Annotated in this window: 15 protein-coding genes; 5 read left to right on the top strand and 10 right to left on the bottom strand. The window is 74.2% G+C overall.

All coding sequences use genetic code 11. The features are described from left to right. Positions 1-430: 430 nt before the first annotated feature. Complete coding sequence (locus B086_RS0120565; protein ID WP_018568319.1) at positions 431-1663, bottom strand: beta-ketoacyl-[acyl-carrier-protein] synthase family protein; 1233 nt, start codon at positions 1661-1663, stop codon at positions 431-433. Positions 1664-1727: 64 nt separating this feature from the next. Here B086_RS0120565 and B086_RS0120560 point away from each other — a divergent pair, with 64 nt between their 5' ends. Next, positions 1728-2345, top strand: a complete 618-nt coding sequence (locus B086_RS0120560; protein WP_018568318.1) for a TetR/AcrR family transcriptional regulator C-terminal domain-containing protein — start codon at positions 1728-1730, stop codon at positions 2343-2345. An 18-nt stretch (positions 2346-2363) separates the two neighbouring features. Here the strand turns inward: B086_RS0120560 and B086_RS0120555 are convergent, their stop codons facing one another. The 3 genes from B086_RS0120555 to B086_RS0120545 all read right to left on the bottom strand — a co-directional run bounded on the left by B086_RS0120555 (position 2364) and on the right by B086_RS0120545 (position 4005). Further along, positions 2364-2807: a hypothetical protein gene (locus B086_RS0120555; RefSeq protein WP_158690404.1), complete on the bottom strand. Its 444-nt coding sequence runs from the start codon at positions 2805-2807 to the stop codon at positions 2364-2366. 32 nt (positions 2808-2839) lie between these two features. Next, on the bottom strand, positions 2840-3223 hold the full coding sequence (locus B086_RS0120550) for a VOC family protein (RefSeq protein ID WP_018568316.1): 384 nt from the start codon (positions 3221-3223) through the stop codon (positions 2840-2842). Between the two features lie 77 nt (positions 3224-3300). After that, positions 3301-4005, bottom strand: a complete 705-nt coding sequence (locus tag B086_RS0120545) for an acyltransferase domain-containing protein (RefSeq protein ID WP_018568315.1) — start codon at positions 4003-4005, stop codon at positions 3301-3303. A 527-nt stretch (positions 4006-4532) separates the two neighbouring features. On the opposite strand from B086_RS0120545, the gene B086_RS0120540 reads away from it, so the two are divergent. The 3 genes from B086_RS0120540 to B086_RS0120530 all read left to right on the top strand — a co-directional run bounded on the left by B086_RS0120540 (position 4533) and on the right by B086_RS0120530 (position 7986). Further along, positions 4533-4805 (top strand): PqqD family protein, encoded by a 273-nt coding sequence (locus B086_RS0120540; RefSeq protein WP_037873735.1) that lies wholly within the window; start codon positions 4533-4535, stop codon positions 4803-4805. A 153-nt stretch (positions 4806-4958) separates the two neighbouring features. After that, entirely contained in the window at positions 4959-7553 is a 2595-nt protein-coding gene (locus tag B086_RS40335) for a helix-turn-helix transcriptional regulator (protein WP_018568313.1), read from the top strand. A gap of 181 nt (positions 7554-7734) precedes the next feature. After that, a complete protein-coding gene (locus tag B086_RS0120530; protein WP_018568312.1) occupies positions 7735-7986 on the top strand; it encodes a phosphopantetheine-binding protein in 252 nt (83 codons plus the stop codon). Positions 7987-8092: 106 nt separating this feature from the next. On the opposite strand, the gene B086_RS0120525 is transcribed toward B086_RS0120530, so the two are convergent. After that, complete coding sequence (locus B086_RS0120525; RefSeq protein WP_026252606.1) at positions 8093-8914, bottom strand: AfsR/SARP family transcriptional regulator; 822 nt, start codon at positions 8912-8914, stop codon at positions 8093-8095. A gap of 334 nt (positions 8915-9248) precedes the next feature. Here B086_RS0120525 and B086_RS40330 point away from each other — a divergent pair, with 334 nt between their 5' ends. Next, positions 9249-10046: a thioesterase II family protein gene (locus tag B086_RS40330; RefSeq protein ID WP_018568310.1), complete on the top strand. Its 798-nt coding sequence runs from the start codon at positions 9249-9251 to the stop codon at positions 10044-10046. Between the two features lie 82 nt (positions 10047-10128). On the opposite strand, the gene B086_RS0120515 is transcribed toward B086_RS40330, so the two are convergent. From B086_RS0120515 to B086_RS0120495, 5 genes are all read right to left on the bottom strand, one after another. Then, a complete protein-coding gene (locus B086_RS0120515) occupies positions 10129-11046 on the bottom strand; it encodes a 4'-phosphopantetheinyl transferase family protein (protein WP_018568309.1) in 918 nt (305 codons plus the stop codon). After that, entirely contained in the window at positions 11043-12959 is a 1917-nt protein-coding gene (locus B086_RS0120510) for a polyketide synthase (RefSeq protein ID WP_018568308.1), read from the bottom strand. Before B086_RS0120510 ends, B086_RS0120515 begins: the two co-directional genes overlap by 4 nt. A 12-nt stretch (positions 12960-12971) precedes the next feature. Beyond that, complete coding sequence (locus B086_RS0120505; protein WP_018568307.1) at positions 12972-13682, bottom strand: phosphopantetheine-binding protein; 711 nt, start codon at positions 13680-13682, stop codon at positions 12972-12974. Positions 13683-13744: 62 nt separating this feature from the next. Beyond that, a complete protein-coding gene (locus tag B086_RS0120500) occupies positions 13745-14641 on the bottom strand; it encodes an AfsR/SARP family transcriptional regulator (protein WP_018568306.1) in 897 nt (298 codons plus the stop codon). A gap of 305 nt (positions 14642-14946) precedes the next feature. Next, a partial coding sequence (locus B086_RS0120495; RefSeq protein WP_018568305.1) for a carboxyl transferase domain-containing protein occupies positions 14947-15543 on the bottom strand: 597 nt, incomplete at its 5' end.

The following is a 15543-nucleotide window of genomic DNA, read 5'->3' as shown; positions in this document are numbered from 1 at the left end:
ATTCCCTCGGAAGGACGCGCGGACGGAGGCGACCGCGAACGGATGGGGACCACCGGGGCCGCATCGAGCGTAGGGCGGCGGGCAAGGCGCGGGCAAACCTTTGCCAGCCGCCGTGCCGGTGCCTCGTGCGGCTCTCGCGGCGCCCTCACGCGTTCCTCGCCTGCTTCTCCAGCGGTTCTCGACCGGTTCAGGCGAGGATCTCCAGTGCCCGCCGGAACACGCCCGTCCGTCGTCCGTCCTCGCCCGGGAGTCGTCCATGAAGCACTCGGTTGCTGCCTGCCGGGCCGCACCCGTGAGCACCGGCATGCCCAAGCGCACGGCCCGGGGCGCGCCGTCCCGTTCCGACGACGACGACATCGGCTGGCCCAAGTGATCTTGCCCAAGAGAACTTGCCCAGAAGACCTGGTCCAGGAGATGAGGCGCACGCCGATCAGGATGCTCCGGTGACGACGAGGGAGACGTTCTGCCCGCCGAAGCCGAAGGAGTTGCTGAGCACGGCGTCCTGGGGGACGTCCCGTCGTTCGGTGACGACGTCGAGGCCGATGCCGGGCCCCACGCCTGCCGCGGTGAGGTTGCGGGTGGGCGGGACGACGCCGTGCGCCACGCTGAGCACGGCGACGACCGCTTCGATCGCCCCGGCGGCGCCGAAGAGATGGCCGAGGGCCGCCTTCGGGGCGGTCACGGTGGCGGCGCGGCCGAAGACCTCCCCGATCGCGTGCGCCTCGGCGATGTCGCCGACGGGGGTTCCGGTCGCGTGGGCGTTGATGTGACCGACCCGTCCGGGGTCCAACTCCGCCTGGGCGAGGGCCTTTCGCATGGCCGCGATCTGTCCTGAGCCGTCGGGGTCGGGCGCGGTGATGTGGTGGGCGTCGGCGGCGATCCCGGCGCCCGCGAGCACGGCATGGACGCGCGCACCGCGGGCGGCGGCGTGCCCGGCGCTCTCCAGCACCATGACGGCCGCCCCCTCGCTGAGGACGAAGCCGCTGCGGTCGGCGGCGAACGGCCGTGAGGCGCAGGCGGGTTCGCCGACGTACCGCGACAGGGCCTGCGCCTGGGCGAACCCCGCGACGGTGATCGGGGTGATCGCGGCCTCGGTGCCGCCCGCGATGACGACGTCCGCCTCGCCCGCGCGGATGAGCCTGGCCCCCAGGGCGATCGCCTCGGCACCCGAGGAGCACGCCGAGACGGGGGTGTGGGCGCCCGCCCGTGCGCCGTACTCGATGCTGATCAGCGCGGCGGCCGCGTTGGGCATGAGCATCGGGACCGTACGCGGCGAGACGCGCCGGACCCCGGCCGTCTCCCGTACGTCGTCCTCCTTCAGCAGGGTCCGTACGCCGCCGATGCCCGTGCCGACGGCGGTGGCGAGCCGGTCCGGGTCAGGCTCGGGGGTACCGGCGTCGGTCCAGGCCTCGGCCGCCGCGACCAGGGCCGCCTGCTGCGAGCGGTCGAGCCGCCGGGCCCGAACCGGCGGCAGCAGCCCGGCGGGATCGACCGCCAGGGTGCCCGCGACGACGCCGGGCGGGCCGATGTCCTCGTGGCCGCTCAGGACACCGCCGCGGACACCGGACTCACCGGCCAGCAGGGCGTGCCAGGTGGACGCCACGTCACCGCCGAGCGGTGTGGTCGCGCCGAGTCCGGTCACGACGACCTCGGTCCGTTGCATGCGCTCCGACCTTTCTTGTATGCGATACAAGTGCGAGCCATTTTGTATCACATACAATGAGGGCGTGGAGAAGAAGCGAACCGAGGCACGGGCGACACCGACTCCGGCACTGGACCGCGGCCGCGCCACCAGGCGCCGGCTGATCGAGGTCACCGCGCGGCTCTGCCGGGAGCGGCCCGGCGCCGAGGTGAGCGTCGCGGAGATCGCGAAGGCGGCCGGGGTCTTCCCCAACCAGGTCACGTACTACTTCGGCTCCAAGGACTCGCTGCTCGTGCACGCCGCCTTCCTCGGCCTGCTGCACGACACCCGGCGCATGGAGCGCATCGGCCGCCAGGCCCCCGACGCGGCGGCGTTCCGGCGCAACATCGCCCGCGCCGTCCTCGCCCTGCCCTCGCTCCCGTCCATCGCGCGCGCCCTGGCGGCCGCGATCTCCAAGCCCGAACTCGCCCCCGTGGTCGACCAGCACCTCCAGCTGCTGTTCCGGCAGTCCGAACGCTTCGTGAGCCGCCTCGTCGAGGCCCGCGGCTGGCAGGCCAGGCGGCCGCTCGGCGTGGAGGCCAGGACGTTCTGGAGCACCGCGCTCGGCGCCGTCCTCCTCGTCCGCGCCGGAGCCCACGGCACCGGCGCCGACCTCGACCTCGCCGGGGCCCTGACCCTCCACGACGGAACCGAGGCCGCCTGAGAGGGCGGACGCGGCCCGCTACCGGCGCTCGCCCTCGCACGCGTCGAGACGCACACCCGGCACATAGTGCGTACTGCGCGGATTGGTGCCCGCGGCCAACAGCAGCTCGCGGTCGGCCGGTTCGAGCACCTCGGCCAGTTCGTGGATCGGATAGCCGAAGAGGTCCAGATCACCGAACGCGACCGGGACGGCGGCGGCCTGCTCCGGGACCCGCTCCGTCCGCTCGACGACCAGATGCCCCAAGTCCTGCCCGTCGCAAGCCGCGCACGCGTACGCCGTCACCATGACGTCCCGGTGGACGAAGAAGAAGGTCCAGCGCACCCCGCACATCCACCCGCCGACACGGATGTCCGCCAGCGTCGACGCCGCCCACTGCGCCGCACGCTCGCTCATGCCGAACCGCAGCACACCGGCGCTCCCCGGCAGGACCAGCCCGGTACCGGGCAGCAATCGGAAGACCACGGGGACAGTGTGCCGCGACCTGGACGCCTCGGTCAGAGCGGCCGGATCCGGGTGTGCAGGAGGCAGAACTCGTTGCCCTCGGGGTCGGCCAGGACGTGCCAGTTCTCGGTGCCGCTCTGGCCGACGTCGGCGGGGCGGGCGCCGAGGGCGAGGAGGCGTTCCAGTTCGGCGGCCTGGTCGCGGTCGGTGGCGTTGACGTCGATGTGCAGCGGGAGCTTCCCGGGGCGCGGATCGCTGCTGGGGCTGAGGATCAGGGTGGGCTGGGGACCGCCGAACCCGGTGCCGGGCGGGCCGATCTCGATGCCCCCGTCCGCCTCGCGGCCGAGTTCGACGTAGCCGAGCACCTCGCTCCAGAACGCGGCGAGCCGCTCCGGATCGGCGCAGTCGAGGACCAGTTCACTGATGCGGCATGCCATGCGCGGCAGTGTAGGCACCCACGGCGCCGGACGCCCGCGTATTCCGGCGCATTCCGGAGGGGGTGGCGGCGGGCCGCTCAGCGCCGCGGGGCGGACGCGGGTACGGCAGGGCCGGGGCGCCCGGAGTGCCACAGGCCGTCCCAGTCGATGCGCGGTCCGCAGAGCTGGAGCCCGGCCACGGCAGTCAGCAGTCCGGGGACGTCCCCGACGACGGCGCAGCCCTCCGCGCCCGCGGCGAGGGTGCCCTCCGCGGCGGGACCGCAGGCCAGGACGCGCCGGGAGCCGGTCGTGCGCAGCACCCGTACGGCGCGTGCCTCGTCGCGCCCCCGGGTGCGGCGGCCGGTCAGCGCCCGCCGCGCGGCGGTCCTGAGGTCCAGCCGTCCGGTGACGTGCGCGGCCGTGAGCGCGCCGACGCCGTCCCCGGCCACCGCGGCGATCCGCAGGCCCCAGTCCTGCCACGTCCGGTACAGCGCGACCTGGTAGGCGAAGAGCGCGGCCCGGCCGAAGTCCATGCGGTGCAGCAGGCGGCTGTCCACGCCGCGTTCCGGCGCGAACACCGCGACGGCCAGCGGCAGCGACAGGCGCGGGTCCAGGGCGCGGCACACCGTGTCGAACTCCCCGCGGAAGGCGGGGAACGTCCCGTAGAGCGCGCGGGCCATGCCCGGCCGCACCCGCCGTGCCCTGGGGAACAGCACCGCCGTGCCGCCCTCGACGGATCCCGGCACCGGCGGGCGTTGCCTGCCCGCCGACCGCAGGGCGGTCCCGGTCGGTACTGCCGTCATGGATCAGCCTCCTCCGGTGCTGCGGCTGGGTTCCGACGGTCTCGCGGTGCGCCGGAGACCGGGACGAGACGCTCTCGAACGGCGCTGGTGCGAGGCCGCCGCCGGGCCGCGGGCGCGTTCCGCGGCGCTCCGGCCGGCGGCCCGCTCTTCCGGCCCCCGCGCGAAGTCCCCGCAATGCGCGGCGGAATTCCCCCGACGCCGGTTCACCGGATCACCGGCCGTCGCTTCGGCGATATCCGGCCAGTTTCCCGGGGATTTCGGAAATGCATTCGGCCGGTTCTCTCCGTCCGGGGGCGGACGCCGGGGGCGCACGGGCCAAACGCGCAGCCCACCCCTACGGCGGGGGCGCTCGCGCACTCCCCTGTAGGGGGGCGCCAGTGTTGCCACCCGCCGGGCGCGCACAGGACGATGGATTGCATGCTCTCGCCGCCGCAGCGTGCTCGGTGCCAATTGTTTTCCGGTTCCTGTCCCAGACGCGAAAGCGTTGGCCCGAAGAGCCGTGGTCAGGTCGCCGGCTGGAGGTGCTCGTGCGTGTTCGACCCGTGCCCGGCCTGAACGTCAGCGTGGACGCGGACGGGCGTCTTGACGTGGCGGCCCCGGCCCGCAGGTTCCGCTGCGGGCCCGCGGGCACCGCGATGTGGCTGGCGCTGTGCCAGCACGACGGGGACGTGGCCGCGGCCGCCCGCATGCTCGCCTCCCTGTGGGAGACCGAACCCGACAACGCCCGCGCCGACCTCGACATCTGGGTCGAGGAGATGCGCGACGCGGGCCTGGTCCGCAGCGAACCGCGCCTGCCCTGACACCGGCCGACCACCACCCCGGCGGATCCGGCCGCACACCCCGGCCGTACGGTCACGGCCGACCGGCTGTTCAGCCGCGGCTCGACCACCCCTGTAGCCGGTCCGCCCATGCTGGCCCAGGTTAGGGGTGGACCAATCGGGGACGGGGCGACTATGACGTTGGTCGGCAGGACGGCGGCGATCGGAACACTGGACCAGGCCCTCGCGGACTGCGCGGCGGGCCGGCCCCGTACGGTTCTGGTGGAGGGGCCCACGGGCTGCGGCAAGAGCGCCCTTCTGCACACACTCCTCGAACTGGCCGCGGCGGGCGATGCGTTGACGCTGTGCGCGGCCGGCTCCCCCGCCGAGCGCGGCACCCCGTACGGCGTGCTGCGCCAACTGGCGGGCAGCGCCCGGGGGCTGGCCCTGGACGGCACGGACCGGGTGTGCGGTACGCCGCCGCGGGCCGAGACGATGCAGGCGCTCTGCGCGGAACTGCGGGAACTGAGCGAGCGGACCCCGCTCGTGCTGTGCGTCGACGACGTGCAGTACGCCGACGACGAGTCGCTCGCCTTCCTCCAGTACCTCGCCCGCAGCGTCCGCGCGGGACGGCTGCTGCTCGTGGTCACCGACTCGCTGCACCACGAGGCGGGCGACCCCGCCTTCACGACCGAGCTGATGCGCCAGCCCGCCTTCCGGCGGATCCGGCTCGACCGGCTCTCCCGCGCCGACACCCGCACCCTGGCCGAGGGCCGCGGCCGGGGCGGCGGCGCGCGGGCGCTGCACGAGATCTCCGGCGGCAACCCGCTGCTGCTGCGGGCCCTGCTGGACGAGGCGGGCGGCGCCGGGGGCGACGAGGTCGCGCCGGTGCCCGGCGGCTCGTTCGCCCAGGCCGTACGCGCCTGTCTGCACCGCACCGGCCCCACGGCCGCCGCGGTCGCCCAGGCCGTGGCGCTGCTGCGGACCGCCGACAGCGCCGAGGAGGCCGCCGAGCTGCTGGAACTCTCCCCGGCCGCCGTCCGCCAGGGGCTGAGCGCCCTGGCCGCGGCGGGCCTGGTCGACGGGGTCCGGCTGCGCCATCCGGCGGTCCGCGACGCCGTACTGAGCGGACTGGCCACCGCCGACCTGATCGCCCTGCACCGCCGGGCCGCGCTGCTGCTGCGCCGGTGGGGACGTCCGGCCACCGAGGCGGCCGGGCACCTCCAGGCGGCCGCCGCCCACCGGCACACGCGGTGGACGGCCTCGGCCACGGAGACCGAGCTGCTGTGCGAGGCGGCCGAGGCCCGGCTCGCCGCCGACGACGGCCGCCCGGCGCTGCGGCTGCTGGAGCTGGCGCACCAGGTGTGCGAGGACGACCGGCAGCGCCATGTCATCGAGGCCCGGCTGGCGCAGATCACCTGGCGCTTCGACCCGGCGACGGCCGAACGCCGGCTCGCCGGGCCGCTGGCCGCGCTGCGCTCGGGCCTGCTCGACGGCGAACCCGCCCAGCCGCTCTCCCAGTTGCTGCTGATGCAGAGCCGCCTCACGGAGGCCGCCGAACTGCTGGGCGACCGCGACGAGGAGGACGACGAGCAGGGCGTCTCGCCGCTCGACCTGGTGATCGACACGGGCGCCACGACGGCCGAACGCCTGCTGCGTTCGGCCACGTTGACCGAGGCGACGCTCACCGCCGTCGTCCAGGCGGTCCGTTCGCTGCTGCTGTGCGACCAGCCGGAGCGGGCGGTGCCGTGGAGCCGGACCCTGCTGGAGGACGCGGAGCGTCGGGGCGCGCCCGGCTGGGCCGCGGTGTTCGCGACCCTGCACGCGCAGGCGCTGCTGCGGATCGGCGATCTGGCCGGGGCGTCCTCGTTCGCCGGGCGCGCCCTGGAGGCGCTGCCGGAGGGCGGCGGCGGTACGTTCCGGTACGCGGCCCTCGCCGTGCTGGTCGGCGCGCACAGCGCGATGGGGCACTACACGGAGGCGTCCCGGCAGTGCGACCGGCCGCTGCCGCACGGGCTGCTCGACAGCCTGCACGGCCTGGCCTTCCTGCGCGCCCGGGGCCTGCACCACCTCACCGGGAACCAGCCGCAGGCAGCCCTGACGGACTTCATGGCGATCGGCCGGATCATGCAGAGCCGGGGCATCGACCGGCCCGCGTTCCTGCCGTGGCGCAGCGACGCGGCGCAGGCCCTGCAACGGCTGGGCAAGCCGCAGCAGGCGGAGCGCCTGGTGCTCCAGCAGCTCGCCCTGCCCGACGCCCGCCGGCCCTGGGTGCGCGGACTGTCGCTGCACCGGCGGGCGCTGAGCGTCGGCTCGTCGCGGCAGCGCATCTCGCTGCTGGAGCAGGCGGTGGACGAACTGCACCGCTCGGGCGACCGGCTGGCCACCGCGCAGGCGATGGCGGACCTCGGGCAGACCATGCAGGCGGACGGCAACGCGCCGATGAAGGGCACCGCGACCACCCGGGCGGCCTGGAGCCTGGCCCGGCAGTGCGGTGCGACGGCGCTGTGCAAGGAGATCCTGCCCGACGCCCCGCTGAGCGATCCGGCGCCCGAGCGGATCGTCGAGCCGGGCCCGGAGCGACCGGAGACCCGGCTGAGCAGTTCCGAGCAGCGGGTGGCCACCCTGGCGGCCCAGGGGCTCACCAACCGGGAGATCTCGACCAAGCTGTACCTGACGGTCAGCACGGTCGAGCAGCATCTGACGAAGGTCTACCGCAAGCTGCGGATCAACGGCCGCGCGGACCTTCCCATCGACCTGGCCCTCGGAGCCGTACAGGCCGGGAAATAGGGGCCGGTCAGGGGTGGGGGACGGGTTCCCCCGCCCCCTCGGCCCGGCCTTAGCTCGTGTTCACCGACGTACGACCGCAGTACGGCCGAAGAACCGAACACCGAAGAACCGAAGAACCGAAACACCGAAGAACGACCGACACAGAAGAACGACCGACACAGTGGAAAAGGGTGGGGTCACCATGGCGTGGGACCAGAAGTTCGAAGAGCTGCTCCGCGAGTACCTGCCGTTCCTGGACGGCGAGGAGCCGCTCGCTCCCGACACGGACCTGCGGGACTGCGGGCTCGACTCGCTCGGCGCGGTGGAGCTGCTGGGTTCGCTGGAGAGCGCCTACGACGTCCGCTTCGTGGACGAGGCGCTGTCGCTGGACACGTTCGCCACGCCGGAGGTGCTGTGGGAGACCGTCAAGCGGCTCCAGACGGCGGGTCTCTGAGCCCGCGGGGCGCAGCGCGCCACCGGACGGCCACCACCGCGCGCCGGTCCCCTCGGGGGCCGGTGCGCTCGGTGTGTGGGCCCGGGGCCGCCGTGCGCGGTCGCGGTCAGGCCGCGAACAGGTCGAACGTGGAGGTGTTGCGCGGTCCGGCCAGCACATCGAGCTGCGGGTCGACCGAGAGCACGGCCTGGTGCATGCGCTGGAGCTGCGGCGAGGGCTCGACACCGAGTTCGTCGATGAGCCGCATCCGCAGCCTGCGGTAGACCTCCAGTGCGGAGGCCTGCCGCCCGGAGCGGTACAGCGCCACCATGGCCTGCGAGTGCAGTCCCTCGTGGTGCGGGTGACGCGCTGTCAGGTCCGCCAGTTCCGCGATGAGTTCGGCGTGGCGGCCGAGGCGCAGATCGGCGTCGATGCGCCGCTCCACGGTGACCAGCCGGCTCTCCTGCAACCGCATGACCTCGATCTCCAGGACCGGGCCGACCCGCACGTCCACCAGCGGGGCGCCGCTCCACAGCCCGAGGGCGGCCCGGAACCGGGCGGCGGACACATCGTTGTCACCCGCCTCGAAGGCGGTCTGCCCCTCCCGTACCAGCTTCTCGTACTGGTGGACGTCGACGCAGTCCTCGTCTATCTGGAGCAGATAGCCCCCGTGCCGGGTGGCCAGGACGTCCTTGGCGCCCGCCGGGGAGGCCGGCCCCATCGCCGTACCGAGTTTTCTGCGCAGTTGCAGGATGTACGTCTGTAGTGTCGTGAGCGCGCTCGCCGGGGGTTCCGTGCTCCACAGCTCCTCCATCAGCGTGGGGACGGGCATGACCCGTCCCGGATAGAGAGCCAGGAGCGACAGGAGCTGCCGCGGCTTGCCGGCCGACGGAACGATCGACCCCCCGTTGACCTCGGCACTCAACGGACCCAGAATTTGAATCTTCACGGTGTCCTCCGTACCTCGTCGAGTTCCCTGTTCAGTTCCTGCCGTTGGCCAGAAATCTTCGCCACTAAGCACGCTAGCCGCGTCCGTGCCCGCCGAGCGTTTTTCTGTAGTGGTCCTCTAGCGGACTTCCAAGTGCGGTGTTGCGCACGGCGTTCGAAGCGCTCAAGAACACTTGCACGGACACTGGAGGTGAACTGTGGATTCCGGCGCGACGATCCATGGATTCGAGTCCGGGGCGAGTGCCGGTGGATAACCTGGCGGCGCGGGTGTTTCCTGCCGGTGGCTTTTCCCCGGCGGTGATTTCCCTTCCGCGCCCACCCAGGACGGAGTCTCGATGACATCGCTCGGTTCACTCCCACGCGACGGGCGGTCCGGCACCGGTGACGGGCCGCGCCTGTACGTGTTCCCGCACGCGGGCGGCTCCGGGCTGGCCTTCCAGGGCTGGGCGGACCACGCCCCGGCCGGCTGGCGGGTGCTGCCCGTGGACGCCCCCGGGCACGGCTCGCTGCTGGGCCTGCCCCTGGTCAGCGACGGCGAGGCCCTGGTCACGCACTTCCTGGACCGCCTGGGTCCCGAACTGGAGGACGACGAGGCGCCGTTCGCCTTCTTCGGGCACAGCATGGGCGCCCTGGTCGCCTACGAACTCACCCGCAGGCTGCTCGCCGAGGGCCGCAGGGCCCCGGTGTGGCTGGGCGTCTCCGCCTGCGGGGTGCCCTCGGCCGACGGGCCGCGCGTGCCGGTGCCCCTGCGGGACCTGACCGACGAGGAACTGCGGCGCCGGATGGCCCTGCTGGGCGGCACGCCCGCGCAGGTCCTCGACCATCCCGGCCTGTGGCAGGTCTTCGCCCCGGTCATCCGCGCCGACCTGCACCTGGTGGCGAACTGGCGCTCCGCCCCCGCGGCCGGGCCGCTGCCCGTGCCGGTGTCCGTCTTCGGCGGCACCCACGACGGTGCGGCGAGCCCGGCGGAGCTGGCCCGGTGGGCGGGGCTGTGCGCGCGCTTCCTCGGCGTCCATCTCTTTCCGGGCGGCCATTTCTACTTCCAGGACGATCCGCGGCCCCTGTTCGAGGTGCTGGCCGGCGAGGTCCGTACGGCACTGCTCGCCCGGCGGGACCGGGTGGCCGGCCGCTGAATACGGATGTCCCCCAGGCGTCCGCCGACCGCGAAAAGGCGTCCGGCGGACGCAATGCTCCAAAATGCATGAGGAAAACGCGCTATCCGCGAATTCCGCCCACCGGTTCGGGCAGCTCGATGGTCCGCGGGGCCGCCCTGCCCCAGGGAAATCCATGATGGAGCTGGAGTTCCGGCGGCTGCCGTCCGTCGTCGGGCACGGCCACGGCGGCGAGGACGTCGGGCACCGGTTCCAGCTCCACGAACCGCCACCGTCCGAAACGGTCCTGAGCCGGTGGCCGGAATCCGGTCACCCCGTGGTCGTCGGCGAGGGTGAAGGCGAACTCGTCGAAGGGCAGTCCGAGGCCGAGGCCGAGCGCCTTGGAGTACGCCTCCTTCAGGGTCCACAGGCGCAGCACCCGCCGGTCCCGCTCCCGTCCCGGGGCGGCCCGCGTCACCCATTCCTGCTCCTCGGGCGCGAAGGTGCTCGTGATGGTCTCGATGGCCTGGGCGTCGCGGTCGAGCCGTTCGACGTCGACACCGATGCGGTGCCGCCGGACGATGCCCAGCAGGTTGTAGCCACCGGCGTGCGACAGGTTGAAGTCGAGGTGCGCGCCGCCGCGCGGCAGTCCGCCCGGCATCGGCTGGAGGAAGGGACGCCCGCGCCGGGAGCGCCAGATGACGAGTTCGGCCTCGGCGACCCCGGCCTCCAGGGCGAGCGCCCGCCGCACCAGGGTGTGGGCGACGAGGTACTGGCGGCGGTCGCGTTCGAAGAGGAACCGCCCGGCGGTCTCCCGTTCCGTCTCGTCGAGCCAGTGGGCGGCCAGGACGGCGGCGAGGGCGGGGGCCAGGTCGTCGTTGGGGCACAGCCACAGCTTGACCGGCGCGGGCGGGGCGGACCCGTCGGCGGGCGCGGACAGCGGCTGTGCGGCGGGCGCGTCCTGCGGGGCATGCGGCTCGGAGGCTCGCGGCTCGGGCGCGCGGGCCTCGGGGGCGCGGGGTTCGGACGTGGTGAGTGTCATCGGTCCTGCTCGTCCGTCCTCGGGCGGGCGGCCGGCAGCGGCCGGCGCAGCAGCGGGGTCAGGGGCAGCGGCAGCACCGGTCCCGTGCCCGCCGCGCGGGCCGCCGTGACGTCGACGCCCGCGAGCCAGAGCCGGGCCAGCGCGTCCAGCCGGTGTCCGCGCCACAGGGCCGCGAGGTAGTCGTCGGTCTCGGGGAGGTCCCCGAGCAGCGGGGACCCGCCGGACCCGGAGCGCAGGTCGGCGTGGCGGACACCGCCGCTCCCGGCCGCACCGGAGCCGGAGCCGGGGGCGGCGGCGGGGGCGGGCTCCGCGGCGAACGCGCTGAGCGCGGCGGCGAGTTCGGCGGTGCTGCGGACGGTCACGGCCAGGCGGCAGGGCAGTACGGCCCGGCCCAGGCGGAGTTCGCGGGCGAGCGCGGTCAGGTCCCTCGGCACGTCCGGGCTCGCGTCGGCCCGGCCCACCCGCTCGGCGAGCCGCCGCGCGGCGGCCGCGAGGTGTCCGGGGGTGGGCGCGGACAGCAGGACCAGTTCCTCGCCCTGCCCGGCGGGACCGCCCGGCGGCGGGGCGGTCCGTCCCGGCTCGGGCCGGGTGCGCGGGGCCTCCTCCACGATCACCTGCGCGGCGGTGCCCGCCGGGTCGCGCACGGTGACGGCGGCGCGGCGCGGGAGTTCACGGCCGTGCGCGTCGCAGGGGCGGGGCCAGACGGCGGCGGCCGGGCCGCCCGGTACGGGCAGCAGCGTGCCGTGGCGCAGTTGCAGTACGGCCCGGGTGAGGGCCACGAAGCCGGTGGCGGCGCCCGTGTCCCCGGTGGTGGCCGCCGCGGTGGTGCCGGTCTCGCGCAGGGTGGGCCGCGCGGTGTCCGCGCCCGCCGCCGCGGTGCGCCGGTCCAGCCGTTCGGTGACCCTCGCCGCGGGGGCGCGCCCGGCGTGGACGACGGCACCGGCGCGGACGACCGCGTGCACGGTGTCGCCCGCCGCACGGGCGGCGGCCAGCGGCCGGAGCAGGAGGGCACCGGCGCCCTCGCCGCCGCCCGCGACCTGGCGTGCCGGGTGCAGCCGCAGATCGACCGCGCCGACCAGGGCCGCCGCGCACTCGCCCGCGCGCAGCGCGCCGAGCGCGTGGTGCAGGGCGACGAGGAAGGACGAACTGCCGCTGTCCACGCAGTGGCTGGGCCCGCGCAGGTCCAGGAGCGCGGACAGCCTGCCGGCCAGGCCGCCGCGGCAGCCCGCCGGGAACGCGCCGCCCTGCTCCGCGGCGAGCAGGGCGTGGTCGGCGGGGCCGTGGGCGAGGTAGACGCCGACGTCGCGGGGCTCGCCGTCCTCGGTGGTGAGGGCGTCGAGCCGGGCGCCGGTGTAGCCGCCGCCCTCCAGGGTCTGCCAGACCGTCTCGAGCAGGACGCGTTCCTGCGGGTCGAGCAGGGCGGCCCGGTCGGGGGCGAGCCCGAAGAAGGCGGCGTCGAACTCGGCGACGCCGTCGAGGAAGTACCCGGGTTCGGTACCGGCGGGACGGCCGGGCGGCGGCGCCGAGGCGGTGTCGCGCTCGTCGAGTGCCGTACGCCAGAAGGCTTCCAGGTCATCGGCCTGCGGGAAGCGTCCGTGCAGGGCCGTGACGGCGTACGGGCCGGTGCTCTCCGGCTCGCCGCCGCCCGCCGGCGCGGTGGCCGGGACACGCGCCGGCGGGGGTTCGGGGGCGGCGGACGGCACACCGCGCACGGCGGGCCCGGTCGCGGTCGCGGCGGCGGACGCGGCCGGAACAACGGGCACAGCGGGTGCGGCCGGAACAACAGGCGCAGCGGGAACGGCCGGAACAACAGACACAGGGGGAACGGCCGGTGCGCCGGTGAGCAGGGCCACCGCCTGTTCGCGGCCGAGGGCGCCGCTCTTGAAGCCGGTGAGGATCTCCTTGTCGTCCATGCGGGTCCTCGCTCAGACGGGCCGGGACGACAGCAGCGTGACCGCCTCGTCGACGCTGAGCATGTCGTCTCGGACGGCGTCCAGCAGGGCGTTCACCTCGTCCGGGGTGAGGGCGGCCCGTGGACCGGGCGGCGCGGTCGCCGTACGGGCCGCGGCGTCGGACGCCGGGGCGCGGACCGCGGCGATGTGCTCGGCCATCGCCGTCAGGTCGGGGTGGTCGTAGAGCGTGACGGGCCGCTCGCGCAGTCCGTACGCGGAGTTGACCGCGGCGACGAACTGGGCACCCAGGATGGAGTCGAGGCCGAGCAGCGGGAACGCCTCCCGGGCGTCGATCTCGTGCGGGTCGCAGTGCAGGATCCGCGCCAGATGCGCGCGCAGTTCCGCCAGGACGGCCGCCGCCGCGGGCCCGTCCTGCTCCCCGGTGTCCGCGCGGGCGCCGGGACCGGTGGCGTCGGCCTCGATCCGGTCGGCGAGCGCCGCCGGTGTCGGGTGGTCGTAGAGCACGGCCGCCGCGAGCCGGATGCCGAAGCGGGCGTTCACGGCGGCGACGAACTCGGCGGTCAGGATGGAGTCGAACCCCAGGACGTGGAAGGGCTGGCGCGGATCGATCCGGTCGGGTTCGATCTCCAGCAACTCGGCCAGCACATCCGTCAGTCCGGCGAGAACGTCGGTTCCGGCGGCTGCGGGGACCGGCTGCGGCGGGGTCCGCGGCTCGCTGGTCATGGGGGTTCCTCCTGGGTAGGTGCCGTTCCCGGGTACGGAGGACCGGGCGGGCGCGTACGGTGTCAGCTCGCCTGGGCCAGGCGGTGGTCCCGCCGGAGCGGACCGGGCTCGGCGGCGGGCCCCGGCCGGGTGTGCTGGGCGGGCTGTGCGGACGGCACGGGGGCGCAGTCGGCGGCGGCGACCAGGATCGAGTGCTGCAACCGGTGCAGGCGCGGCGACGGTTCGAGGCCGAGGTCACGCACCAGGGTGGTGCGCAGCCGCTGGTACACACCGAGCGCCTCGCCGCGCCGGCCCGAGCGGTGCAGGGCCAGCATGAACTGGGCGTGCAGGTTCTCGTGGGTGCGGTAGCGGCTGGTGAGCACGGTCAGTTCGGCCAGCAGTTCGCGGTGCCGGCCGAGCCTGAGGTCGGCCTCGATGCGCTGGTCGAGGGCGCACAGCCGGCTCTCCTCCAGGCGCTTGGCCTCCATGCTCAGCTGGGGTCCCTGCTGCACGTCCGCGAAGGCCGTGCCGGACCACAGGTCGAGCGCGGCGCCGAGCAGCCGGGAGGCACCGGCGAAGTCGCCCGCGTCCATGGCCCGGTAGCCGGTGCCTGCCATCCGCTCGAAGGCGCGGATGTCGCTGCTGACGTCGTCACCGGAGAGCAGATAGCCGCCGGGGAGGGTCATCAGCACGTCCTTGGCGGTGCGGCGCCGCTGCCCGTCGCCGCCGGCCGGTCCGGGATCCCGGGCCAGTGCCGTGCCGATGAGTTCGCGCAGTTGCAGCACATAGGTCTGGAGGGTGGTGCGGGCGCTGCGCGGCGGCCGGTCCGACCACAGCTCGTCCACCAGTGCGGCGACCGGCACGACGCGGCCCGCGTGCAGCGCCAGCAACGCCAGGACCTGGCGTGGTTTCGGCGCTGTCGGAGCCACGGACATCCCGTTCTCCCTCACGTCCAGTGCGCCCAGTACGTCGATGTCCACGCCGTCTCCCTCATCCGCATGCGCTGCTGGCGACTTCGATTAGAAAACAGCACGACCGGTCTGTCAATAGCAAACCGGCGTGGCTGTTTTTAGCACATCCCCAGCAACCCTGGAGCGGAGCGGCAGACACCCGCACCGACCTGCAACTACGGCCTTCCATAGCCTGGTTGATCCCGACCCATCCGAGCGGCCGGGCGAGCACGCACCCTCGGCGCACACCGACTCGGCACTCCAGCACACCAGTCAAACAAACCAACCGACGCCCCGAAGATGACAAGTAACAGACTGCACGGTTTTTTATCCGGTCACTGCGGCTGGTTGCCGTGCTTCCGCGAGGGCAGTTCGGCGTGCTTGGTGTGCAGCATCGCCAGCGACCGGATGAGGGTCTCCCGGGTGTCGGCCGGGTCGATGACGTCGTCGACGAGACCGCGCTCGGCGGCGTAGTACGGGTGCATCAGCTCGGCCTTGTACTCCTTGACCATGCGTGCGCGCATGGCCTCGGGGTCGGGCGCGTCGGCGATCTGGCGGCGGAAGATGACGTTGGCCGCGCCCTCGGCGCCCATCACCGCGATCTCGTTGGTCGGCCAGGCGTACGTCAGGTCGGCGCCGATCGACTGGGAGTCCATCACGATGTACGCGCCCCCGTACGCCTTGCGCAGGATCAGCGAGATCCGCGGCACCGTGGCGTTGCAGTAGGCGTACAGCAGCTTCGCGCCGTGCCGGATGATCCCGCCGTGCTCCTGGTCGACACCCGGCAGGAAGCCGGGGACGTCGAGGAGCGTGATGATCGGGATGTTGAAGGCATCGCACATCTGCACGAACCGGGCGGCCTTCTCGCTGGCCTCGATGTCCAGCACACCGGCCAGCACCTGGGGCTGGTTGGCGACGATGCCGACGGCGTG

The organism is Streptomyces sp. PsTaAH-124 (assembly GCF_000373685.1).
GTDB lineage: Bacteria > Actinomycetota > Actinomycetes > Streptomycetales > Streptomycetaceae > Streptomyces > Streptomyces andamanensis.
Note: the sequence above shows the minus strand (reverse complement) of the source record. Positions and strands in the feature narration are given on the sequence as shown.